This window comes from Pseudomonas sp. 382 (assembly GCF_002759075.1).
GTDB lineage: Bacteria > Pseudomonadota > Gammaproteobacteria > Pseudomonadales > Pseudomonadaceae > Aquipseudomonas > Aquipseudomonas vlassakiae.
This window is the reverse complement of the sequence record NZ_PEMX01000006.1, coordinates 108,677-133,446: the sequence shown is the minus strand read 5'-3', so window position 1 is coordinate 133,446 and position 24,770 is coordinate 108,677. Positions and strand designations below refer to the sequence as shown.

Sequence of the window (24,770 nt, the reverse complement as noted above, 5' to 3'; positions counted from 1 at the left end):
TGGCAGGGTCCTCGGATCAGTCCCTGGTGGAGCGGTCGATCGACAGCCCGGCGAAGTCCTGGCGCACCGGCATCAGTTCGAGGCTGTTGATGTTGATGTGCGCCGGCTGATTGAGGATCCAGAAGATGGTCTCGGCGATGTCCTGCGGCTGGATTGGCTCGGCGCCCGCGTAGGTGGCGTCGTACTTGGCCTGGTCACCATTGTTGCGCACCAGCGAGAACTCGCTCTCGCACAGGCCCGGCTCGATGTTGCTCACCCTCACACCCGTGCCGCGCAGGTCGCAGCGCAGGCTCAGCGAGAACTGGCCGACGAAGGCCTTGGTGCCGCCATACACGTTACTGCCCGGGTAGGGGTAGTTGCCCGCCACGGAACCGACGTTGAGGATCGACGCGCCGCGACCATGGGCGATCAGGCGTGGCAGCAGCATATGGGTGGTGTACATCAGGCCCTTGATGTTGGTGTCGACCATGGTTTCCCAGTCGTCCAGGCTGCAGTTCTGCGCAGCGTCCACACCCAGCGCCAGGCCGGCGTTGTTGACCAGGCCGCGCAGCTTGTCGAAACCGGCCGGCAGGCTGGCGATGGCCTGCTCCATGGCCTTGCGATCACGCACATCGACGGCCAGGCCGTGCACTTCGGTCTTGGCCGACAGCTCGGCGCACAGGGCATCCAGGCGTTCCTTGCGACGACCGGTGAGCACCAGCTTCCAGCCGGCCTCGGCGAAACGGCGGGCGGTGGCCTCGCCAAAGCCGGAAGTGGCGCCAGTGATGAATACGGTGGACGTCATGCTCTGTTCCTCACGGTAGGTTGTCATCGGCAGCTTTGCAGCATGCCCGCGCCAGACGCTGGCAGCAAGCCGTTCAGGCCGCTGTTCATTTTTTGTTCATATGTGGCAAACCCTTGTGGCAGAGGGCTCGACGCCAGCTATACGCACGTTATCCACAAGGCTTTCCCCATGGATTGGGGGCAACTTGTCGCCTGCGCGGAACCCTTTCAGCTTGACGGGGTCGGTGGATATCTTTCGGTGATGGCGCAACGCTTTCAAGCATGCCGCCTACAGCGGTCTGTCCAATGCTTCTTCACAGAGTTATCCACAGGAAATCAAGCACAATCTACAGGAGTGCGTCGGTGTGGAAAATGCCGCTGGGAACAGGCACCGAGGGTAACTGATCAAATTATGACCAGATCCTTGCAGGCCTTGTGAATAAAGGGATAGCGCGAGATGCCACCATGTTTTCCACAGGCGGCTCCACATGAATCGTGGACAACATCTGCCCTGTGGAAACAAAGGCTTGCGCGGGGATCGTAGCGTGGCTCGAGAAAGATATGCGACAAGTTGTCCACATTGAACAAAGGGGCTGCAGTGCAGCCCCGGCCATCACTCAATGCCCGCCAAGATACGCGTTGCGGACCTCCTCGTTGACCAGCAGCTCCTGCCCCGTCCCGCTCATGCGGATCTGCCCGTTGACCATCACGTAAGCCCGGTCCGACAGCTTCAGTGCATGGTTGGCGTTCTGTTCCACAAGGAAGATCGTCATCCCGCTCTTGGCCAGTTCGCGCAGGGTCGCGAAGATCTGCTTGACCACGATCGGCGCCAGCCCCAGCGATGGTTCGTCCAGCAACAGCAGCTTCGGCCGGCTCATCAGCGCCCGGGCAATGGCCAGCATCTGCTGTTCGCCACCGGACATGGTCATGGCCCGCTGGTTACGCCGCTCCTTCAGCCGCGGGAACAAGTCGTACATGCGCTGCATGTCTTCGTCGGCATGTTTGTCGCCGATGGGGATGGTGCCCATCATCAGGTTCTCCTCGACGGTCATGTCGGGAAACACCCGGCGCCCCTCCGGTGACTGGGCAATGCCGTTGGAGGCGATGTAGTGCGACGACTTGCGGGTGATGTCGGTGCCGCGGTAGACGATATGCCCCGCCGCCGCCCGCGGCTGGCCGAAGATCGACATCAGCAGGGTCGACTTGCCGGCGCCGTTGGCACCGATCAGGCTGACCGTCTCGCCTTCGTTGATGTGCATCGAGACCTTTTTCAGCGCCTGGATCGGCCCGTAGAACACGTCCAGGTCCTTCAGCTCGAGAATGGGTGAACTCATACCAGTTCCTCTTCGTCTGCACCCAGGTAGGCGGCGATCACCGTCGGGTTGTGGCGGATATCCTGCGGCGCGCCTTCGGCAATCACGTTGCCGTGGTCCAGCACGACGATATGGTCGGAAATGCTCATGACCATGCCCATGTCGTGCTCGATCAACACCACAGTGATGTCATGCTCGTCCCGCAGCACACGGATCATGCGGCTGAGGGCTTCGGTTTCCTGCGGGTTCAGGCCTGCTGCCGGTTCGTCCAGGCAGATGATCTTCGGCCGCGTGCACATGGCCCGGGCAATTTCCAGGCGACGCTGCTGGCCGTACGACAACTCGCCAGCCAGACGGTTGGCGCAGTCGACCAGGTCGACCACTTCCAGCCAGTAGAATGCGTGGTCGAGGGCGTCGCTTTCGGCCTTGCGATAGGCCTTGGTGTTGAGCACCCCGGCCACCAGGTTGCGGTTGACCCACATGTGCTGGGCTACCAGCAGGTTCTCCACCACCGACATTTCCTTGAACAGGCGGATGTTCTGGAAGGTGCGCGCCAGGCCTGCGCGGTTGACCAGGTGAGTACCGCCGAACATCTTGTAGTACAGGCGGTTGGCAAAGCGCGCCGGCGACACGAAGTCGGCCGCCTGGAAGCGCTCGCCAAGCAGCTGGATGACGTTGGTACGGCTGCCGCGCACGTTCAGCTCGATACGCCCGCCGCTGGCCTTGTAGAAACCGGTCAGGCAGTTGAACACGGTGGTCTTGCCGGCGCCGTTGGGGCCGATCAGGGCGAAGATCTGGTTGCGCTTGACCTTCAGGCTGACGTCGCTGAGCGCCTTGATGCCGCCGAACTGCATCATCAGGTTGTCGACCGAGAGAATGATTTCGTCGCTCATGGCGCCACTCCTTTACGCGGGGTCACACCGGTACGGCTGATGCGGATCAGCCCACGCGGTCGCCAGATCATCATCAGCACCATCAACACACCGAACAGCAGTACCCGGTATTCGGAGAAGCTGCGCAGCAACTCCGGCGCCACGGTCAGCACGAACGCTGCGATCACCACGCCGACGGTCGAGCCCATGCCGCCAAGCACGACGATGGCGAGGATCAGTGCGGACTCGAAGAAGGTGAACGACGACGGGTTGACGAAGCCCTGGTAGGTGGCAAAGAACACCCCGGCCAAGCCTGCGGTGGAAGCACCGAGGGTGAAGGCCGAGAGCTTGACCAGTACGTGGTTCAGGCCCATCGAGCGGCAGGCGATCTCGTCTTCGCGCAGCGCTTCCCAGGCGCGCCCGACCGGCATGCGGGTCAGCCGGTGCTTGATGTACAGCACCGCCAGCACGACCAGGAACAGCACGGCGTAGATGAACACGAACTTGAGGTTGGCGTTGTAGTCGATGCCGAGGAACTCGTGGATCGGCACCCCGCCGTCCTTGGCCCTGCGGCCGAACTCCAGGCCGAAGAAGGTCGGCGACGGCGCCGGCATGCCGTTCGGGCCGCCGGTGAACGACAACCAGTTGTTCAGCACCAGGCGGATGATCTCGCCAAAGCCAAGGGTCACGATCGCCAGGTAGTCACCGTGCATTCGCAACACCGGGAAGCCGAGGATGCACCCAGCCAGCGCTGCGGCGATGGCCGCCAGCGGCAGCACGCTCCAGAAGCCCAGGCCGAGGTACTGGTAACCCAGCGCCAGGCCGTAGGCACCGATGGCATAGAACGCCACATAGCCCAGGTCGAGCAAGCCGGCGAGGCCGACCACGATGTTCAGGCCCAGGCCCAGCAGCACGTAGATCAGGCCGAGGATGACCACGGTCAGCAGGTACTTGTTGGCGAATACCGGGAAGATGATGGCGATCACCACCAGCGCCGGGATGATGTAGCGCAACCGGGACTTGTAGTCCGGGGCGTTGACGTGCACGCCCGAGCCGCCGCTGTCGAAGCCTTCGAGCATGCGCCGGCCGGCGGCGGTCTGCACGAAGAGGCTGAGCAGGAAGCGCCCGAGCATCACCCCGCCGACCAGCCACGCCACCCGGCGTGGTTCGGCGTTGAAGGTGTAACCGTCGAGCACCACGCCGACGATCGGACCGAAGACGATGAGCGCCAGCAGGCCAGCGACGATGGTCTCCAGCAAGCTGCGTTTGATATCGAAACCGTTGGTTTCCGAGGCAGAAGCAATCTTGGCAATCGACATGTTCACACCTTAGCCACTAGCGGGCGACCCAGCAGGCCTTGTGGGCGGAAGATAAGGATCATCACCAGCAGCGAGAAGCTGAACACGTCCTTGTAGTCGGAGTTGATCAGGCCGGAGAACAGCGACTCGGAAATACCCAGGATGATGCCGCCGAGCATGGCGCCAGGCAGCGAACCGATGCCGCCCAGTACCGCAGCGGTGAACGCCTTGATACCGATGATGAAGCCGGCGTAGAAGTCGAAGGTGCCGTAGTTCAGGGTGATCAGCACGCCGGCCAGGGCGGCCATCACTGCACCGATGACGAACACGTAGGAGATGACCCGGTCGGTGTTGATGCCGAGGATCGAGGCCATCTTGCGGTCTTGCTGGGTAGCGCGGCACATGCGGCCGAGCTTGGTGTACTTGATCACATAGGTCAGCAGGCCCATACCGACGAACGCCGCCACCAGGATGAAGATCTTGGTGTAGGTCAGTTGCACGAAGCCGGTGCCGACCTCGATGCGCATGGCACCTTCGAGCAGGGTCGGCACGCCTTGCTGGCGGGCGCCCTGGCTGATCTGTGCATAGTTCTGCAGGATCAGCGAGATACCGATGGCACTGATCAGCGGTGCCAGGCGGGTGGAGTTGCGCAAGGGTTTGTAGGCGATGCGCTCGATGGTGAAGCCATACACACCGGTGACGACGATGGTGAACAGCAGGGTACCCAGCATCAGCAGGGGGAACGACTCGATACCGAAGTAGGCCAGCAATGCCAGGCTGATCGCCGCGAGGTAAGCGGAGATCATGTACACCTCGCCGTGCGCGAAGTTGATCATGCCGATGATGCCATAGACCATTGTGTAGCCGATGGCGATCAGGCCATAGACCGACCCGAGGGTCAGGCCGTTGACCAGTTGCTGCAGGAAAATACCATCCATAACGCAATCTCACCTGAGCGAGACTGCACGAACGCTGACTACCACAAGCCACGGATGAAGCGGCTCCAGCAGCGCAGAACCGTGCACGTCTCCGAATAAGGACAGGTACCGCAGGGGCAATGGCCCGGACGGGCGTCCGGGCCAGGTGCCGTTATTATTTTTGTTTTTCCAGCTGGTGGTACTTGCCGTCCTTGTCCCACTGGTAGACCACGTAGTCGGAGACGGTCAGGTCACCCTTTTGGTCCCACTTCTTTTCGCCCATGACGGTCTTCACTGGGTTTTGCTTGAGCCACGCGGCGGCAGCCTGGCCCTCGTTTTTTCCTGCACCGTTAAATGCAGCAGCGAGTGCCTGCAGCGAGGCGTAAGCATACAGTGTGTAGCCTTCAGGCTCGGTCCCGGCCTTGCGGAACTCTTCCACCACTGCCTTGCTGTCTGGCAGCAGGCGCGGGTCGGCGCCGAAGGTCATGTAGACGCCATCGACGTACTGCGCGCCGCCGGCGGTGGACACCAGTTCGTCGGTGACGATGCCGTCATCGGACATGAACTTGACGTCCTTCAGGCCCTGCTCGCGCAGCTGGCGCACCAGCGGGCCCGCTTCCGGATGCAGGCCACCGAAGTAGACCACGTCGGCACCGGCAGCACGGATCTTGGTGACCACGGCGCTGAAGTCTTTTTCGCCGCGGGTCAGGCCTTCATACAGCACCGGCTTGACGCCGCGCTTCTCCAGCTGTGCCTTGGTCGCATCGGCCAGGCCCTGACCGTAGGTGTCCTTGTCGTGCAGCACCGCGACCTTCTTGCCCTTGAGCACGTCGACGATGTAGTCACCGGCGACGATACCCTGCTGGTCGTCACGGCCGCACATGCGGAACATGGCGGAAAGGCCGCGCTCGGTGACCAGCGGGTTGGTGGAGCCCGGGGTGATGGCGATCACGCCGGCTTCGTCATATACCTCAGAGGCCGGGATGGTGTTGGAAGAACAGAAGTGACCGACCACGCCGATCACCTTGTCCTGATCGACCAGGCGGTTGGCCACGGCCACGGCCTGCTTCGGCTCGCAGGCATCATCGCCTTTCACCAGGACGATCTTCTCGCCATTCACGCCGCCAGCGGCGTTGATCTTGTCGGCCGCTGCCTGCGCACCTTTCATGTACTGCTCGCCAAACGCTGCGTTGGCCCCGGTCATGGGGCCCGCGACGCCGATCTTGACGTCGGCCTGAACATACGAAGAAACACCCAGTGCCGTAGCTACGGCAAGAGCCAGGAAACCTTTCTTGTAAAACGTCTGCGACATGAGGTGGTGCTCCTAGAGTTTTTTTAGTGTGGCACTACAACTTCTCAGCCCTGTGCTCAGAGCAAGGGCCGTGCCATCGGTTTTGTCTTCCGGGAAAACACACTGCAACGGTCGCCCCCTGGCGACCGACGGCCTTTTCTTTATTGAGCGTGCAACCGTCTGCCACGCGGCAGGCGCCACCACACGTACAGACAAGGAGCAACCGTCGAGTGCCATCATTGCAACCCTGGCAGGTGTTTACGTGCAACCGCCCTGTAACAGTGGACGTCACCGAAGTGCACACCGGTGGTGCGCGACTGCTACAGACAGCACTGTTTCAAGGCTAGCTGGTGCACGGAAAAAGCCACTTGTTTTGGCCCTTAAGCCGCTTTCGCGGGCTCGCCCGCTCCCACAGAGGCCGGCCCAGACACAACCGCATCGAAAAGACTGGCACAATGTCCACCATTCGCCGTTTCCGGAGCCCCTTTGATGAGCGAGAGCGCATTCGCCGAGCGCATCGTGCACAACCTGCTCGACACCGACTTCTACAAGCTCACCATGATGCAGGGCGTGCTACACAACTACCCAGACGCCGACGTCGAATGGGAATTCCGCTGCCGCAACGGCGAGGACCTGCGCCCCTACCTTGGCGAGATTCGCCACCAGCTGGAACGTCTCAGCGACCTGACGCTGGATGATGGCCAGCCGGCCTTCCTCGAACGCATCAGCTTCCTCAAGCCCGACTTCCTGCGCTTTCTGCGCCTGTTCCGCTTCAACCTGCGCTATGTGCGCCTTGGCATCGACAACGGGCAGCTGTACCTGCGCCTGAAAGGCCCCTGGCTGCACGTGATCCTGTTCGAAGTGCCGCTGCTGGCCATCATCAGCGAGGTGCGCAACCGCCACCTGCACCCGCGCATGCGCCTGGCCGAAGCCCGTGATCAGCTGTACCGCAAGTTCGACTGGCTGCGCGCCCACGCCAGCGACGACGAGCTGGCCGAGCTGCAGGTGGCCGACTTCGGTACCCGCCGGCGCTTTTCCAGCCGTGTGCAGGAGGACGTGGTGCGTGTGCTGCGCGACGACTTCCCGGGCCGCTTCGTCGGCACCAGCAATGTCGACCTGGCCTGGAAACTGGATATCAAGCCACTGGGCACCATGGCCCACGAGTGGATCATGGCCCACCAGCAGCTCGGCCCACGGCTGATCGACAGCCAGATCGCCGCCCTGGACTGCTGGGTCCGCGAGTACCGCGGCCTGCTCGGCATCGCCCTGACCGACTGCATCACCATGGATGCCTTCCTCAACGATTTCGACTTGTACTTCGCCAAGCTGTTCGACGGCCTGCGCCATGACTCGGGCGAGCCGGTGGCCTGGGCGGAAAAGGCCATCGCCCATTACCAGAAGCTGGGTATCGACCCGATGACCAAGACCCTGGTGTTCTCCGATGGGCTCAACCTGACCCGCTCACTGGAAATCTTCCGTGCCCTGCGCGGTCGCATCAATGTCAGCTTCGGTATCGGCACCAACCTTACGTGCGACATCCCAGGTGTGGCGCCCATGAACATCGTGCTTAAAATGACCGACTGCAACGGCTCGCCGGTGGCGAAGATTTCGGACGAGGCCGCCAAGACCCAGTGCCGTGACGAAAACTTTGTCACCTACATGCGTCACGTATTCAAAGTCCCCAGCAAGGAGTAACCCATGCAAGCGGTTCAGCAGGAAATTGCCCAGGCGCTGAAAGTACAGCCGCCGTTCGCCGACGCCGCTGCGCTCGAGGCCGAAGTCGCCCGGCGCGTGGCGTTCATCAAGGACTGCCTGGCCAATGCCCGGCTCAAGACCCTGGTGCTGGGCATCAGCGGCGGCGTCGATTCGCTGACTGCCGCCCTGCTCGCCCAGCGCGCCATCAACGAGCTGCGTGCCGAAACCGGCGACCAGGCCTACACCTTCATCGCCGTGCGCCTGCCGTATCAGGTGCAGCATGACGAGCACGACGCTCAGGCCTGCCTCGAGGTGATCAAGGCCGATGAGGTGCACACGGTGGATATCGCCCCAGCCGTGCGCGCATTGGCAGCGGAAGTGGCGGAGTTGAAGAACGGCTCGCCAGCCCTGGTGGACTTCGTGGTCGGCAACGTCAAGGCACGGACCCGGATGGTCGCCCAGTACACCATCGCCGGCGCTCGCGCCGGCCTGGTGATTGGCACCGACCACGCCGCCGAGGCGGTGATTTCTACCCCCCTTCACTAAAGTGCACACCCCCCTTCGTATCGCCTACCCCCCCCCCTTTCCCCCGCCACATTTCCCCACCCATAATTCACATGATTAGTACACCAACAAATTTGTCTGGATGGCTAAGGTGCGAAGATGAAGGTGATCACTGTCAAAGCGAAGCCCTTAGACCTTAGTGACTCAGTCCTCGCCCGAGGACCGTACCGGGAACAGTTCCTTGCTCAGCCCGAAGCCCGGAATACTCAAGTGGTGGTCACGGGGTGCGTGTTGATAGGGAATGACGAGCAGGTTCAGCCTCTGACCTCTGACTACCTGTGCCGCAATTACCGCAAGACCCTGCTGGCTGATGCCACGACCACCTGCTACGCAAGCCGCATCTCTTACCTCTTGGATTACCTAAGAACCCAGGTTGAGTTTGAAGGAAGTGATCGAGATGAAGCGCTGCTTAGCGTTACGGTCGGTAGGCTCGAGCAGTACCTAGCCGGCCTTAATAAAGCAGGACTTGCGCCGAAGACAGTGCAAGGCAGGGATGCAGCGCACCATCATCTCTTTAATACGTACCTGTGCAAGCGCTTCGACGAGCGCGCAGCGTTTAGGGAGGACAACCCGTATTCGGATGGTCTGATCTGGAGCGGTAAGGCCAACGCCTTAGGCATTGTTCAGCCCTGCAACATGGATGAGCTGGAGCAGCTGATTCTGCATGCAGAGTGTGAACGTGAGCGCTGCCTGATCCAAGCCATCTACGACACGGGAGTCCGAAAGTCGGAGGTTCCTCGAATCACATTGCAGGCTGTGCGGGATGCGCTCAACTTCCAGCGGCTTTTGTTCATCACCACAGGCGACATGCCTCCTCTAAAGGCTCCGTATTGCCCGCTACATATCCTAGGGAGCAAGGGATTCAAGAACCAGATCAACCCTCGAACCACGTTGGTGAGCAGGACGACGCTGGAGCGGATTGAGGACTACCACAAGACCCCGCTTTATCGGAGGTTTGCAAAGAACTATGCGTCTCCGGAAGAAACCCCTGCGTTCTTCAATGCATTGGGTCAGCCCTACACCAAAAAAAATGTCGAGAAGCTCTTTGAGCGAGTCTGTAAACGCGCCATTAAGAAAGGAAAGATCAGGCGTCTAATTTCGCCTCATAAGCTGAGGCATGGTGGCGCATACGCCATTCTTCACAGCCCTGATTTGGGTAAGGACTATATGGATCGCCTGGCTACGCTTATGAAGTCTTGGGGGCATAAGAGCCCGGAAACATCTGAAGGTTACACGCTTATCCCTTTTGACATTTACCTAATGCTAGCCGAGCCTAATTCAGTGATGAGAACGAAATCCAGCGAGATGGAACTTCTGCGAAATCGAACTACTAAGCGCATCCGAATGGGAGATAGTAAATGACATACAAAACTCCCAAAAGCGTGCGTCACGACGAGATAGGGCTAGCCAAGCGCAAGCGTTTGGAGCGCGATATCACAAAGGAGTTTGAGGCTTGGGCTATTGAGGTCAAGTCCAGCAGGAATAATCTGCTGAGCGTTCCGCTCCAAAAAAAGGGCGAGCCAGCTATAGCTTGCAAGTATTTACAAGCAAAGTTTAAGTGTGATTACAGTGTTTGCAGTTCACGAACCGAAATCCTTAATTCGGTTATCGATGCAATGATTAAAGAAAAAATCATCATCACAGGCCACAACTCTTCTTCGAATGAATGGCGACGCAAACTACTGGCATGGTACGAAAGCCTCAGCGACAATGAAAAACAATCCATCCCCATTATCGCCAACACTATTTCAGCACATAGATACCTCAAGCATATTCCTGGAATGGAAAACCTTAAATGGGCTCGTTCAAATCTTCCATTGGTCGAGAAAACGTTCAATGAAATAATTACCGACCTGGAAAAGCGCGGGGTTATCAACTCTAACTACAAGACAACCGCAGAACGCCAACTGGAGATCAAAAAAAAGAGAGAGCTATCACCTCGAGGTGATAGCTGGGAGAAGCAGCTGAAGGATCTGCAAGCCGTTCCTCTTTCCCATATCGATGATCTAGTTCCAACAGATCCTGCCAGGCCGTTCGTACAAATCTTTCATATGTTCGCAGCTACATCTCTGAGGAGGAAAAGCGAGGAAAGCCAACGGAACTTTGTAGAAAGCTTCAGGTATGTAAGCAAGCATTTGAAGAGTGTTGGCTATTCAGGGATCGAACATGCCTTTGATTGTATAGGGCCAAACTATTTACCGAGATTTCGCAATTTCCTAATGGAGGAACGTTCCAGCGGAGCAATCAGTTCGCATACAGCCAACTCAATCATGGCGAATACGCGACAGATGATGAGGCGGGCCCTAAATATAAAAGGAATTGGCTTTGCAGCTTTCATCTATGCAGAGGGCTTTTATGCAAAACGCGACTCTGGGGAGTACTGCCCTTATCCCGCCAAAGCTCGGCAAGAAATTAAGGAAGCATGCGAGCGGGAGATAAAAATAACAAATGAGCTGGCTACTGATTACATAAATTTCAACGGCGGATGTGATCCTATTGATGAGCAAGGCAATCTCCGACGAGGAAAAGCGACGCTTGACAATGCTCGCTGGATTTTCGAAAAGAAGCTCAACTGCCAGAGGATAAGCGCAGCGTTCGCCGACATGAGCAATGTTTATGAAAAAGGGTTTTGTCAGATTTTCCGCTACGCGCCTCAGAGCATTGTTCAAATCTACGAAAGCTGGGGCATAATTTATGCGCACACCTCACGCTTGCTTGCCCCCTATGTAATTCGTCTAGCACAAATTACCGGCCTTAATGCCGACCCGCTTAAAGCTCTCGATATTGATGACTTCATCAAAAGTCACGCGATCACCAAACGTCCATATTTGCGTTACTGGAAAGAACGCTCCGACGGTGAAAAACTGTTACATCTGGACCTAATGAAGGCGGATTATAATTGGTTAAGTGTTGCCCAGAGCATTGAGGTTGAAAAGATTTTCAGGGATGTAATTTTCTTGACTCGTAACATTCGAAAAAACGCGGCCCCTTCAATAAAGAATAGGCTTTTCCTTTACGAGTCCGGAGACTCTAAAAATTTCCGAGAGATCAAATCTCTCGAGCGCTCCGCTGTCATCAATGCCATCATGAATAGATTCGCTAAAGATCACGGATTGAAGGATGAAAAAGGTAATGATTTAGCGATATCCGCGTCTCGGCTCAGGCCAAGCCTCGTAGCTGAACTGGTCGACCAAGGTGCATCTATCCGTGAAATCCAGGTGATCCTCGGACACAAGCACATCACGACTACTTTGGGATATCTGGACAAGCTTGAGTTCAGCAAAATCGCGCGAAAGGTGGTTGATGAAGGTTTGCAGAAAATTCACAAAGAATATGTACTCGCGGAGCCGAGCATTGCGGACGCATCCAATCGCACCATCGACACCCATAACGATTCTCACTCCACCGCGGTCTTCATCAGAACAGGGTTAGTAGAGTGCCGTGACGCATACGATCCGCCCCCTGAGATCAAAGAGCTCTCTGACTACAAAGAGGGCAACCCTTGCTCGCTTTTGAATAAGTGCCTGTCGTGCCGCAACTGCATCATCACGGCCTCCAATTTGCCTGACCTTTTCGCTATGCAACGCGATTATCGTGCGATGCTAGAAACTAGCAACGTCGCACAGACACCGTACGGTCACATCATCCGGGAAAATCTTTTAACTTTGGGCAGCATTCTCACTCCTTCTCCACAGGGTTTCGATGCAGAGCAGTTAGAACTAGCTGAGCGACTGTCTGAAAATATCCTAACGAGCACCTTGGTAGAAGGAATGACACTCTAATGGCAATGTTTGAGACCCTGATCTACCAAATCAAACCATTAAGAGAAGAGTTCGCACACCTGCTTAGCGCGCAGCATGATCCTGAGGCAGATCTTGCGTGCGCCAATTTGCGAGATTTAGGAAAAATCGCTAATGCGCTCACAATCTTCAACGCCCTTATGAATCTTCCCGTAAGCAAAATTAGCGTCATGAAGGATATGATATGGGACTTCAATGATGAAGCACATTTGATCGCGAGAAACATAGAAGGTGCTAAATCCAGAATTGATTTCGGAATCTATACAAACCTCAACTCGACCATTTTGTTTGAGCTCCGTATCGCTTTCATGTGCATCCTCCAGATGCCTGGCGCCGTTCGCGCAGGAAGAAAAAACAAGTCCGCTCCCAAGCCACATACAGTTATCGACATCTTCAAAACGGTTATCCCTTTCGTAGATAAGCTTTGCGAGCACAAGCGTCGTGATCTGGGTGGCGAATTTTTCGAGTTATCATATTATAGTCTCGCTGATTTTTGCGAAAGCGACTATGTCGACCAGGCAAAAAAATTTGATCGAGCGTACACCAAATCAATCCACCAGGGTTTCAAGTTTCTTCGCTCTCATTTTTTGGCAGAAAATCTTTTCGAGAAGCCATTACCACACGTTGAAATGTCATCTCTGGAGTGGATCAAAAATAGGGTCGCAAGCCCTAAACATCGTGAAAGGCAAAAATATTTTGATAATGATATTTTCGAAAAATGCTCACGCCAGGCGACCTTCGCGGTGGTCGATTTCCTCAAAGCATTAGCAGAACCAGTCCATGACAAAGATGGACTGGATCGCGCCAAACTGAGCAATTATGACCGAGCATCACAGGTCAAACTAACCCGCAGAAATTATGATATCTATGTAGCAATTCGACTCTCTTCAAAAAACTATCCTGGAAAAGATATCGTTCCACTTCTCTACGAACCTAATGAGGAGTTTTGGTCACCGCAGCAGCAGGGATTATTCAGAGATCAGGAAGGGTTACGGAAGCTGACGAACGCAAAAATTGATAAAAACTTCTATCGTTACCTTACTCACATCAACAATAGTGCCTATTACATAATTGGCCAGTACACTGGCATGAGACCATCTGAGCTTTCAGGCATCCTGGCTGAAGGGTGCCTGACGACCGATGACTTTGGACACCACCTAATACTAAGTACCGTTATAAAAAATAGACAGGCCACCACCAAAATTTTTGGAGATACATGGGCTGCAATCCCGGTCGTCCTAGATGCTGTTAGAGTGCTACAGCTATTAAACAGATTCAAACTAAACCCTTGGCTCCTGACTAACATGAACACTGTAAGCCCAGGACAGCAAGATAAAGCCAAACCAATAGTGAAATTCAATTACCTGCTACAAGCATTCTTAGCAGAAACACTTGAGCCCAAAAAGGTCGGCGAGCTGGATGTCTCTCCGTACACGCTTCGGCATTCCCTGGCCCACCAGATGTTCCGTGCCGCTGTAGGATTGCCATTTATTTCATATCAGCTCAAGCATTTCGGCAACTTGGTCAGTAGCATCGGGCAGAACCGCCTGAGCGCTGTTACCATTGATTACGGCAACATCGGGTCTGCACTCACGTCCGATGCCGGTCGAGAAGCGATTAACGCTATACGACATGACGCTGAAAAAGAGTTTGTCATGAACGCGTGTAACCCAGACGGCGGCTTTGTAGGTGACAATGCTGAGGCTCACCGTCAACGGCTGAGGAATTACTTTCAGGGCTACCTTGAAGGCGGTTACTCCAAGGACGAGATCTTTGATCGGATGGTTGAGGTTGGCTTCGCGATCATCAACGTGGGTCAGGGTTACTGTTATGGGGATGCCACGGAAGAATTCGACTCATCTCTTCCCTGTATTGGCTCACTTCGTTGCAACCCGTATCGCTGCAAGAACGCGGTGGTCACCAGAGCCAACGCACCTAAATGGCGAGAGGTCTATGTACAGAACACGATCGCTCTTCGCCAGTTGGAGTCGCAGGCTGGAGCCAACGGGCAGATGATTCATGCTGGCTTTGCGAAATCGATCATGCAGATGAAAGCAGCCATTGCGGAAGCGGAAGCAGTTCTATTGGGTCTCGGAGAAGAGTTAACGGTATGAGCTCGGCACACTACGACGATAAGAACGCTGAACTGGCTGCTGCCATTACGCAGCAGTTGAACGAAACCCTGCACAGACTAGAGAAAGACTCCTCCCTTCCTGCCTCAGCTTCCTCATTGGCCAAGCTATCTGGTGTCCATCGAAACACCATATACAACCGCAAATGGCCATTGGTGAAGCTTAAAGAGATCAGGGCCAAGCGAGCCCTTCAGAAAGCAGAAGAAGCTTCCTCAAAGGCTGTTCAGAAGTCACCCGAGGAGCTGCTTGAGCTGAGTCGGCTAGAAGTCGTCTACTGGTTCACCCAACTACAGGATGCGCGAAGCTCAGTGGCATCGTTAACTAAGAAAGTCAAGGAAACCGAATCAAGTCGGAATTTTTATATGAACATAGCTTTAGAGCGGCTAACCAAAATCAACGAACAGGCATCCGAAATCATCAAGCTTCAGGATGCGCTCGCACTGCAGGAGGAAGAGATTTCACAGCTAAAGCTCAGCTTGAACCCCGAATAGTGTGATCCTAGCCTCCCGTCTCGCTACAAATTTCAGCCGAGTAAGCCTGGCGCATTGCATCATCGGTAATGTAGGAATCAGCTTTCCCTGAAAACAGCTATTTGAATACGAACCTGTGCATGGCTTCGGGGCTTGTTAGTTTATTTCACTAACCTTTGAGCTTATGGAGCTGTATCACCTTGCTCCAGAGAGATGTCGCTATGTGGCAGACTTGCAGTCCGCTTGCAGGACACGATTGCCGCTCATTCCCTAAACCATTTTCCTCGGCAAGATACCTAGGGAAAAATAATCGCCTAAATCTAACCCTGCAACACCGGATAATGCTAAAGCCTGAATATTAATCACAATGGCTGAGCTCCAGAGCGCAGGGTCATCACTAGCCAATAGGCTATGCCAGCTTAGCGCCCCTTATGATCATAAGAATGATCGCAAAATACAGGGCGCACGGTGGCAAAGCGTGTGGACTGTTCGAACATGTAGGCAATGCGTAGCAGATCCAGATCTCGCCTGTAGCGCCCGACAATCTGAACCCCAACAGGTAGACCTGTCTGCGAGAATCCACACGGCACGGAGATAGCAGGATGGCCAGTGACAGATATGTAGTAGGAAGCGCTCATCCAATCGATGTAGCTTCCCATGGGAACAGCATTAATTTCGGTGACGTACTCCTGTTCGACGGGGAATGGCAGAACCTGGCTCACTGGGGTTACCAGAAAATCATACTGGGTCAAAAACTGGGAAAGCTTCGCAAAGCATTGACTTTGCAATCTCTGCGCTTGTGCAATTTTCAGTGCAGTCAGATTTCTACCAAGCTCCAGGTTCCACCTCACCGTATCCTTGAGCGCGTCTTTGTGATCCGGGTATAGGTGGCCGTAGGTCGTTTCGAAAATCATTCCCCGCAAGGTATGAAATGCTTCATGCGCACCGGTCAAGTCCGGCGTTGCCTCCTCGACTTCACAGCCAAAACTGGAAAACACATCCAACTGTTTTTGAATTACCTGAATGACTTCAGGTGCAACGGGTAGGCAGCCCAAATTGGGTGACCAAGCTATGCGAGCACCAGAGAAATCATGCTCTAGCCGACCGGAGAAGCTCGCTGAGTCTTGTCTGAATGAACAAGGGTCGCGCGGATCCTCACCACAGATCGCATTGAGCAGTAAACCGACATCCTCAACACTTCGGGCCATGGGCCCTGATGCACATAGGACATCGAAGCCATTCACGACTGGGTACTGCGGGACAACACCAATCGATGGCCTCAGCCCAACAATATTGCAGAAGCTTGCAGGGTTTCTTAGAGATCCGCCCATGTCGCTCCCATCGGCAAGTGGGACGAAACCACAGGCTAATGCCGCCGCAGCCCCACCACTACTGCCACCACAGGTGAGATCAAGGTTGTAGGGATTGCGCGTTGGGCCAAATACCTGATTAAATGTCTGCGAGCCTGCCGCAAATTCAGGTACATTCGTCTTCCCCACTGAAATAGCGCCCGCCTATTGGGACTTTTCGACAACAGCATTATTTTCGGTTGGAACAAAGTCTTTGAACAACGGGGATCCAAATGTAGTGCGCATTCCGGCCGTGAGGAAAGTATCTTTATGAGCAATAGGTAGTCCATGCAAAATACCTAATTTGTGTCCTTTGACCTGTGCTTCATCGGCATCAAGTGCACGCTTCAGAGTTCCTTCCACATCCAACGTTACAATCGCCTTCACACGACCGTTGAAATCTTCGATCTGACTCAAATGCGCCTGCGCGACATCTCTCGAACTAATATGCCCCGCCCGAATTTCTGAAGCCAACTCAGTAGCGCTTTTAAAACACAATTCATTAGACGCAGACATGCAGCCTCCGCACACGCAACGGGTGGACACTAAACTTTGGCAAGTGAAATATTACGCGTCTCGGGCATCTGCCAGGCCGCGATAAATGAGCCTAGGCAAAGAACCATTAGGGAGAGGGTGAATAAATACTGCCTATCCATATTGGTCAGCAGTGTATTTAAGTAAGGAGCAGTTCCTCCGAACAAGGCCACGGAGAGTGAGCTAATTAAACCGATGCCCATGGCCCGCGATCGGGTAGGGAGTTGCTCAGCCATTAATGCAGGGTAGATCGAGGTGAGCATCGCCCAAAAAATCAACGCAACAGACTGCGCCCAGAACAATGTCCATGCGCTGGAAGAAACCAGCCAGTTAAGCGGGAAGGCGAGCAAGAACATGCCACTGGCGAAGGCTAGACACATGGGCCGGCGGCCAACTCGATCGGAGAGCGCTCCGAAAACAGGTAATGCTACGAGGCCCACCAGCTGAGCACAAAGACTTGCCACATAGGCGTCGCTGGCAGATATGCCTTTGACAGTGATCGCATAGGTCGAGGCAAATACACACCACGTGTAGTACGTGATGGTCGAACCGCCTGTCAAAATCACCAACCTCAAGCCTTTATAAAAATTCGATGTCGAATTTTCAGTCTGGGCGCCGGTGTCGCTCCCCTGCTCTTTTTCAAAGATCTCGCTTTCGACCATCCCACGTCGCATAAAGCAGGCATAGAGTCCTAGCAGCGAGCCTACGAGGAACGGAACCCGCCAACCCCAGTCCAGCATCTGCTCGGCAGTAAGGGTGCTCGTGAGCAACGTGCCGAGTGCTGTAGCACTGAGGGTGCCGATTGAAACCGCCACATATACTGCGCTCGACCAAAAGCCGCGGGAATGATCGGGAGCAATTTCGCTTATTTAGACGTAAGAGGCTGCGCTCTCTCCGCCATGCGCTAAGCCCTGCCCAATTCGAGCTACGACCAAGATAGCGGAGCTGATCACTCCCACCTGTTCATATGTGGGAGCCAGGCCAATCACCAAGCTGCCTATAGCCATAAATGAAGTGGTAGCAATCATAGCGAATCGACGGCCTTTGACATCGGCGATCCTGCCGAAGAAAACCCCACCTATCGGTCGAGCGACAAAGCCCACTGCGAAGATAGCCAACGTGGCTAGAAGCGCCGATAGACCTTGGGATTTGTCGAACATGTTCTGAGCGAGAAACGACGAGAAAATGGCGTAACACTTCCAGTCGAATCACTCCATTGCATTCCCAACGCTGCTCGCCCATAACCCTTTAAGCCGAGTGCTTCGAGCCTTAGCGATTGAAGGGCCTGAGGGGGCATCCCCCGGATCCGAGATTGAGCTAAGCCCTACAGAGGTGACATTCATGTAGCCTCCTGGTGAGTTTCTTATTTTAGTGACCGGGGGCCTCAAGCCTGCGCGCTCAAGGCAGACTGGATGCTAAGTTCCTGTAATTTAAATTACAAACAAATCAACTTTACGGTTTCTGTAATGAATACTACTTTAACGGAGCAATTCAGGCCTCACGGGGCTAACAGGAGCGCCGGACAGAACATCGTCTGCGCTAAACCGCTGTACAGCCGGGGATCGGCCGATCGGTGGCGTGCTGCGCGTCAGCGACGATTTCGAATACGAAATGGTCGGCGTTAGCACCGCGAAAATCGCCAACGAGAGAACCCCGTTTAGGGGCGACAAGCAACCAAGCATTGAGGCAGGTGCGGCCCCCCCAATGACCTCACGTCCGCTATTTTCAGTAACGCCGACGCGCTCGTCAGGGCAACATGCACCTCATTCCTCGTCCACGAAAGTGGATACTGAGGGCGCGTCTACTTTCACCAGCGTATAGCGCGATCTAGTGCATTTAACCCCCCCTAACAAATCAACCAATGTCCATAACAATGCCGCAGGCCGATAACGCAGTGACTTTAAAAATCAGCGCTGCGCAAAAACACCGAATTAACAATCGAAGACACTGATCTGTTAGCGCCGCGCTCAACGAATTCATTGCAGGTCCAGGTAGAAACTTCATAAGACGTAGTAAAAGGGTAATGCAATCATTTGACTCGCCCACTCTTTTGCAGCTAGAGGTGGCGGTTCGTCAGTAACCAAGCTTACCGGCTATGCCTTCCAACCTTTCGCGCTAAACCTCCGCCGCTCGTCGTCTGCCCCCTCACAAGCCGCTTCGCGCTACGGGAAATACTGGACAAATAGCCACCACAGGCGATACTCTTGGCTATGTAAGTGTAAGAGTTTTTAACTAAGCTCGACACAAACACAAACTGGAAAGGAGTCCTTTACATGTTAGCTCTCAGTGATTCAGCCTATTAGTTGCACTGCTTAGGGCAAGAATTGGTTTCGTGAGTTGATGGCTCTGAGAAACGACCTTGATGCAGGGCATTTTTAAATGGCTAATGGTAAGATACTTAGGCAGCTTTTCAAGGCAGGTGCTCTCGGAGACCCTGCAGCATTTCGACGAGCGTCTGAAGCTATAATTGAAGAAGAGCGCCAAAAACAACATCATTTATTAGCAAATGATCTTGAGCAGATCCTCTACGGCGGGGATATGCACGTGCAGTCCACGCGAAAGCCCCAAGTCTTGACCGATATTCCGGTCGATAAAGAGCGTGGGCTACCGCTTCTCGACATAAGACCGCCGAAGCGCTCCCTTGAAGAGATCATCCTGCCAGACAGCAGTACAGCAATGATCGACGAAATGCTTGAGGAGCATCGCCGCGCAGACGTTTTGAGAAGCTATGGCATGAAGCCCTCAGGCAAGGTCATTTTCTTCGGCCCACCTGGATGCGGTAAGACGCTGGCCGCCGAAGTCATAGCGTTCGAGCTCGACCGATCTTTGGCAATTGTTCGGCTTGATGCGCTTGTGTCCTCCTTCCTAGGAGAGACTGCCGCTAACCTGCGTAAAGTCTTTGAGTTCATTGCCAAACACCAGCTGGTCGTTTTATTTGACGAATTTGATGCGATTGGTAAAGAGCGTGCAGATAGCTCCGAGCACGGCGAGCTTCGACGTGTAGTGAACGCCGTTCTACAGATGATGGATGCCTATGATGGGCAAAGCCTTATCTTGGCTGCGACGAATCATGAAAATATCCTAGACTCAGCAATTTGGCGCCGGTTTGATGACGCCATCGAGTTTCCATTACCCGATCACAAACAGCTAAGTGCATTGTTACAACTCAAATTACGGGGAATTCGACGCCAGTTCGATGTTGATGATGGTGAGTTGCTTGCAGAGTTTGAAGGCAAAAGCGGTGCGGATGTTGAGCGTGTTGTAAGGCGCGCGGTTAAGCGTATGATACTTAGGAATCAAGAGTTCCTCACCGTGAAAGAGTTGCGTAGCGCACTGGTACGAGAGGGCCTCCGAAAACACTAACCCGCTGCTATCAAGGATGATGAATTGGCTACCTATAAGCACCTGAGCTTTGAGCGCGAGAACCTTGACAACACGAGACGCTCAAAACAACCCCCCAAGTTCACTACCCGTGGTGATCTTCGAGGGCATGGTCAGAAGCTAAATGGTTACTTTGCTACCGCAGCGGGAGCTGCGCGTCTACAGCAGCGGTCTTCAGAAAACTCTCCCTTTGTTCTCAAGCTCCAGTACGACGGCGCCATGAGCTTCGACAAGCTCGAGAAGCATGGCCTGGAATTCATCAGCCAAGAAGGTAAGCAGATATGCGTCGTGTTTGCCGATGAGGCGGGCTTGGCCGTCTTTCAGGAACACCTGAACAAGCTGGGTGTGCTTGGCGAAAACGTCACCTATAAACAGGTATTGGAGGCTATCGAGGGCATTGATGCCTGGTCTGCCGAGGATCGAAAAAGTTGGGCGTTAAGGCACATTGGACTGCCCGACACGAACACCTTCAAGCTGGATGTCGAACTTTGGCCTCACCATGTAGCGAATCATCCTACACGTCTGCGTCTACGCGTCTCGTTTGAGAAATGGCTTGCTGAGGCTGACATCACCACCATCCACAAGCTCAATTACGACAGCTTGGTCATGTACCGCGTGGAAGTGAGCAAGGCTCAAGCCGACGCCCTACTGGACCACAGCGACGTGCGCTTTGTCGATCTGATTCCTCAGACCGGTATTTCCTATCCCCAGTTAAATCGAGACATCGCCGACCTGCCGCTGGATATCCCTCAGCCGCCTCAAGACGCGGCGCGGATATGCATTCTCGACAGTGGTATTAACACGAACCATCCCCTACTCAGAATGGCTATCGGCGAGAGCGAGTCGTTTGTCGACGGTCAGGATCCGTTCGACGAGGCAGGGCACGGCACCGCTGTGGCAGGTATCGCATTGTATGGTGATGTAGAGGCCTGTAATGAAGGCAATTTCTGGAGGCCGCAGTTCTGGCTGTACAACGGCAAGGTCATGCGCAAATGCCAGCAAACTCACAATGCGGTGTACGACGAGCATACAGTCGAAGCGACGCTCACTGAAGCTGTGGATCACTTTGTCGGTTTGGGCTGCAGGATTTTCAACCTCTCACTCGGCAATAGCAACGCCCCATACGATGGTACCCATGTTCGAGGTCTTGCTTACATCCTCGATGTGCTCGCCCGCAGACATAATGTCCTTTTCATCGTGTCGACCGGAAACTTTGCGGGCTCGGATGATCCTGCAGTGCCCGTCAACAGCTGGCGTGAGGAATACCCAGAGTATTTGCTTCACGAGCGGAGTGTCATTATCGATCCCGCCCCAGCAATGAATGTTCTGACTGTGGGCAGCATTGCTCGACATGACGCTACGTACGATAGCCAGCGTTACCCTGAGATACATCAGCTGGCACCCGCCTGTGAAAATCAGCCGTCACCATTCACCCGCCATGGGCCTTCGGTGAAAGGGGCTTTTAAGCCGGAACTGGTCGCTCCTGGTGGCAATCTAGCGTGCCCTATGAATACGCCAAACAATCAGTGGCGAATTGACATGCGCGGGCTGGGGGTTCTGACCATGAACCATGAGTGGCAAGGTCGTACGCTATTCAAAGAAATCAGTGGCACCAGTTTTTCGGCACCCTATATCACTCATCTCGCTGGCCGGCTCCTGAACGAGTACCCGAACGCCTCGGCCAATCTCCTACGTGCCATGCTTGTCAACCATGCGTCACTTGCCCAGCAAGTGCACAGCACCTTTTCTGACGAGATGCGAGCGGGATACAAGGCCAACAAAGCCACATACAATCGGGAAATCTCCCGTGACGTGGGTGGATATGGCCAAGTCAACGAAGCAGATCTGTTCCGATCGTCTGACCAATGCGTAGTGTTGATGTGTGAGGAGGCAATCGAGAAAGACTCCTGCCAATTCTTTGAGTTGCCCCTTCCAGCATCGTACCTGCGGTCGACCAGAGCGGTAAGGGAGCTCACCGTGACCCTGGCATACTCGCCAGTGGTTAAAACAACACGACTGGACTATCTAGCCACCCAAATTAGCTATCGTTTGGTGAAAGGCAGCTCGCTCGATGAGGTGCAGTCATTTTTCAATAAAGACACGCAAGGCGAAGCAGATACACGGAACGATGACGCATCGACAAATCGCGAAGTCTCAGCCCAGCAGCGAAGCCGTGGAACAGTCCAGTCATCCAAATGGACGTTCAAACAACGCAATCCCAATGAAAAATGGTTTGTCGTCGTGATCCGACAGGATAGGGAATGGAACCATCCAGACGTACTGGACAAAGAGCCTTACTCGCTGGTGGTAACTGTTGCTGACCGAGATAACGAACACGCTCAGCTCTATACTGAAATCCAAGCAGCTCTGCAGCTCCAGGCACAGGCACGCGAACTGGCGAGGCAGAGAGCAACAGTTTAATCGCGAATCTGCTTAGTCCGTGTCCTGCGGATCCCCCAGGCACGAACACCTTCTGGCAGTTAGCGTGAATACGCTGCTGCAGTACTGATGATGGATGCCTAGCAGAGCGAAGCAGTCGTGCCCGCCACCTTGTAAACCACTTTTTTGATCTGTAAACCACAATGGTTTACAGGTCAAAAAAGTGGTTTACAACAGACTGATACGCCTAACTCATGACATGACCTCCGAAATCTAATCGGAGGTTTTGGGACTTTAACCAAGCTGGAAACTCAATGCAGAGCAGTAATTACCAGCCAGAAAAATCCTGACAACCATTAAGCTCTACCTCGCCCTCAACAACATCAGACAATGCTTTCTCAAGGATCGCCAACCCTTGCGCCGCTATACTTTTTGTTATATTGAGTGCTGGCGTTAGTTCAATTACGTTACTATGGATGCCCACATAATATACGACGAGACCTAATTGGAACGCCCGAAAAACAACGCGAGCAGCAAGATCCTTTCCACTTACTCCCGGAAGAATATCGTCTCTGAGTTCAATACCTAACGCCAGCCCAATACCACGCACCTCGTGAATCGCAGGTTGTTGTGTTGCTAGGACATTTAAGCGGTCATGGATGTAAGCACCAACGTCGTTGGCATTGCGCAGCAATTTTTCCCCATCAATTGTCTGAAGAACTGAAATTGCAGCTGCGGCGCAAACAGGGTTGCCATGAAGTGTCTGGAGAGAAAAGCCGGTACTGAAGTTCATCAGCCATTCTGGCCCTATCACGGCCGAGATTGGCAATCCACCTCCTAAGCCCTTCCCCATGATCACGACGTCTGGTTCAATATTGAAATTCTCAAATGCGTGGAATACTCCTATTCTGCCAACGCCAACTTTCACCTCATCGGAAACAAGCAAAACTGCGTTATCACGGCATCGCTGCTGCACAGCCTCAAAAAATCCAGCAGGCGGAACCAGTAATCCACCGTCGGCTTGGATAGGCTCAATGAAAAATGCGCCGTAATATCCCGGTCTCGCAGAAATCGCCTCATCAATACAGGCTAGGGCCTCGCACGCTTGCGAACGACTGGCCGGGTACGGTATTAAAGTCAGGTGTTCTGACCTAGTGGCTCGCTGAAAAGGGTGCCCCGAGAAGGCCATTGATCCGCTCGTACCACCGTGATAAGCCCCCTCGAATGCCAAAATGCCAGGCCGGCCAGTGGCAGCACTGATGACCCGGTTTGCTGTCTCGTTGGCATCTGACCCCGAATGGCCGAACCATACCCGTCCTGCTGCTCGAGCAGGTGTGCGGGCGAGCAACATCTCTGCCAACTCGACAGTGGGCAGATTAGCACTGGAAAGATAACTAGCACCCGCCTGATCGGAGAGCGCGCTGTTTACTGCCGAACAGATGGCTGCATGGGAATGACCTAGAGAAGCAGCTCCCCAAGAGGCAGAAAAATCGATTAGAGTGCGCCCATCGTCTCCACGTAGTGTTGCGCCTTTGCCTCCGGTTACCGCGAGAGGGAAAAACCGGAGATGGGCTAGCTTGGAAATCGAGCATAAATCTCGCTCATATAGGCCAGAAATCGAACTCCCAGACTTTGTACCCTGCGAATCTGAACGATTATCCATTACACCCTCCAGCGTAGCTATTCTTATGCAATTCTGCGACTAGCCGCACTCTCACACGAAGTTAATTTAGCTGATCGAAAACCAGCGCGGGATAAACTATCTCGCTAATTCTCTCCGCCATTAACCAGGCAGTTTCACACAAACCAAGAATTAAGCCATTTACTTTTCGGCGGTATCATCAGGCGGCCATTTGATTAGTAAGTGCAAGTTAGTTATATGCGCGGCGAAAGGTGGATCCCTGCGATCATACAGCGCACAGATCCCCCTGCCAGTTCGACGGTTGGCACCTGCAGAGGCACCAGACGCGCGGTATGCAATCGGGTCGGCACGATTCGAACGCGCAGTAAAGG

General features: G+C 54.5%; 15 protein-coding genes and 3 pseudogenes. 8 read left to right on the top strand and 10 right to left on the bottom strand.

Annotated elements, in window-relative coordinates; all coding sequences use genetic code 11:
* Positions 1 to 16 precede the first annotated feature (16 nt).
* The 6 genes from CQW31_RS09715 to CQW31_RS09690 form a co-directional block, all read right to left on the bottom strand.
* On the bottom strand, positions 17 to 784 hold the full coding sequence (locus CQW31_RS09715) for an SDR family oxidoreductase (RefSeq protein WP_054887841.1): 768 nt from the start codon (positions 782 to 784) through the stop codon (positions 17 to 19).
* A 595-nt stretch (positions 785 to 1,379) separates the two neighbouring features.
* Positions 1,380 to 2,096, bottom strand: a complete 717-nt coding sequence (locus CQW31_RS09710; RefSeq protein WP_099814361.1) for an ABC transporter ATP-binding protein — start codon at positions 2,094 to 2,096, stop codon at positions 1,380 to 1,382.
* Positions 2,093 to 2,968: an ABC transporter ATP-binding protein gene (locus tag CQW31_RS09705; RefSeq protein WP_054887843.1), complete on the bottom strand. Its 876-nt coding sequence runs from the start codon at positions 2,966 to 2,968 to the stop codon at positions 2,093 to 2,095. The genes CQW31_RS09710 and CQW31_RS09705 overlap by 4 nt, the downstream gene beginning before the upstream one ends.
* Positions 2,965 to 4,266, bottom strand: coding sequence for a high-affinity branched-chain amino acid ABC transporter permease LivM (gene livM / locus CQW31_RS09700; RefSeq protein WP_054887844.1), 1,302 nt, complete (start codon positions 4,264 to 4,266; stop codon positions 2,965 to 2,967). The genes CQW31_RS09705 and livM overlap by 4 nt, the downstream gene beginning before the upstream one ends.
* A 2-nt stretch (positions 4,267 to 4,268) precedes the next feature.
* On the bottom strand, positions 4,269 to 5,183 hold the full coding sequence (locus CQW31_RS09695) for a branched-chain amino acid ABC transporter permease (protein WP_054887845.1): 915 nt from the start codon (positions 5,181 to 5,183) through the stop codon (positions 4,269 to 4,271).
* Positions 5,184 to 5,337: 154 nt separating this feature from the next.
* On the bottom strand, positions 5,338 to 6,474 hold the full coding sequence (locus CQW31_RS09690; RefSeq protein ID WP_054887846.1) for a branched-chain amino acid ABC transporter substrate-binding protein: 1,137 nt from the start codon (positions 6,472 to 6,474) through the stop codon (positions 5,338 to 5,340).
* 468 nt (positions 6,475 to 6,942) lie between these two features.
* Here CQW31_RS09690 and pncB point away from each other — a divergent pair, with 468 nt between their 5' ends.
* From pncB to CQW31_RS09655, 6 genes and pseudogenes are all read left to right on the top strand, one after another.
* Positions 6,943 to 8,148 (top strand): nicotinate phosphoribosyltransferase, encoded by a 1,206-nt coding sequence (gene pncB / locus CQW31_RS09680; RefSeq protein ID WP_099814359.1) that lies wholly within the window; start codon positions 6,943 to 6,945, stop codon positions 8,146 to 8,148.
* Between the two features lie 3 nt (positions 8,149 to 8,151).
* Positions 8,152 to 8,676 (top strand): annotated as a pseudogene (nadE, locus tag CQW31_RS09675) (NAD(+) synthase); the annotation flags it as partial.
* 135 nt (positions 8,677 to 8,811) lie between these two features.
* Positions 8,812 to 10,074 carry a tyrosine-type recombinase/integrase gene (locus CQW31_RS09670; protein WP_016712250.1) on the top strand — a complete coding sequence of 421 codons (1,263 nt, stop codon included), beginning with the start codon at positions 8,812 to 8,814 and terminating at the stop codon, positions 10,072 to 10,074.
* On the top strand, positions 10,071 to 12,494 hold the full coding sequence (locus CQW31_RS09665; RefSeq protein ID WP_099814358.1) for a tyrosine-type recombinase/integrase: 2,424 nt from the start codon (positions 10,071 to 10,073) through the stop codon (positions 12,492 to 12,494). Before CQW31_RS09670 ends, CQW31_RS09665 begins: the two co-directional genes overlap by 4 nt.
* Complete coding sequence (locus CQW31_RS09660; protein WP_016712252.1) at positions 12,494 to 14,626, top strand: site-specific integrase; 2,133 nt, start codon at positions 12,494 to 12,496, stop codon at positions 14,624 to 14,626. The genes CQW31_RS09665 and CQW31_RS09660 overlap by 1 nt, the downstream gene beginning before the upstream one ends.
* Positions 14,623 to 15,135 (top strand): hypothetical protein, encoded by a 513-nt coding sequence (locus CQW31_RS09655; RefSeq protein WP_016712253.1) that lies wholly within the window; start codon positions 14,623 to 14,625, stop codon positions 15,133 to 15,135. The genes CQW31_RS09660 and CQW31_RS09655 overlap by 4 nt, the downstream gene beginning before the upstream one ends.
* A 398-nt stretch (positions 15,136 to 15,533) precedes the next feature.
* On the opposite strand, the pseudogene CQW31_RS09650 reads toward CQW31_RS09655, so the two are convergent.
* Both CQW31_RS09650 and CQW31_RS09645 read right to left on the bottom strand, forming a co-directional pair.
* Positions 15,534 to 16,979, bottom strand: a pseudogene (locus CQW31_RS09650) (amidase).
* A gap of 29 nt (positions 16,980 to 17,008) precedes the next feature.
* A pseudogene (locus CQW31_RS09645) lies at positions 17,009 to 18,184 on the bottom strand (MFS transporter).
* A gap of 1,192 nt (positions 18,185 to 19,376) precedes the next feature.
* Here CQW31_RS09645 and CQW31_RS09635 point away from each other — a divergent pair.
* Positions 19,377 to 20,360, top strand: a complete 984-nt coding sequence (locus tag CQW31_RS09635; protein WP_016712254.1) for an AAA family ATPase — start codon at positions 19,377 to 19,379, stop codon at positions 20,358 to 20,360.
* A 24-nt stretch (positions 20,361 to 20,384) separates the two neighbouring features.
* Positions 20,385 to 22,799 (top strand): S8 family peptidase, encoded by a 2,415-nt coding sequence (locus tag CQW31_RS09630; RefSeq protein WP_099814357.1) that lies wholly within the window; start codon positions 20,385 to 20,387, stop codon positions 22,797 to 22,799.
* A 286-nt stretch (positions 22,800 to 23,085) separates the two neighbouring features.
* Here the strand turns inward: CQW31_RS09630 and CQW31_RS09625 are convergent, their stop codons facing one another.
* The gene (locus CQW31_RS09625) at positions 23,086 to 24,420 is read right to left on the bottom strand and encodes an aspartate aminotransferase family protein (RefSeq protein WP_202799575.1); all 1,335 of its coding nucleotides are present in this window, start codon (positions 24,418 to 24,420) and stop codon (positions 23,086 to 23,088) included.
* A 212-nt stretch (positions 24,421 to 24,632) separates the two neighbouring features.
* Positions 24,633 to 24,707: a hypothetical protein gene (locus CQW31_RS32110; protein ID WP_371858376.1), complete on the bottom strand. Its 75-nt coding sequence runs from the start codon at positions 24,705 to 24,707 to the stop codon at positions 24,633 to 24,635.
* Positions 24,708 to 24,770 lie beyond the last annotated feature (63 nt).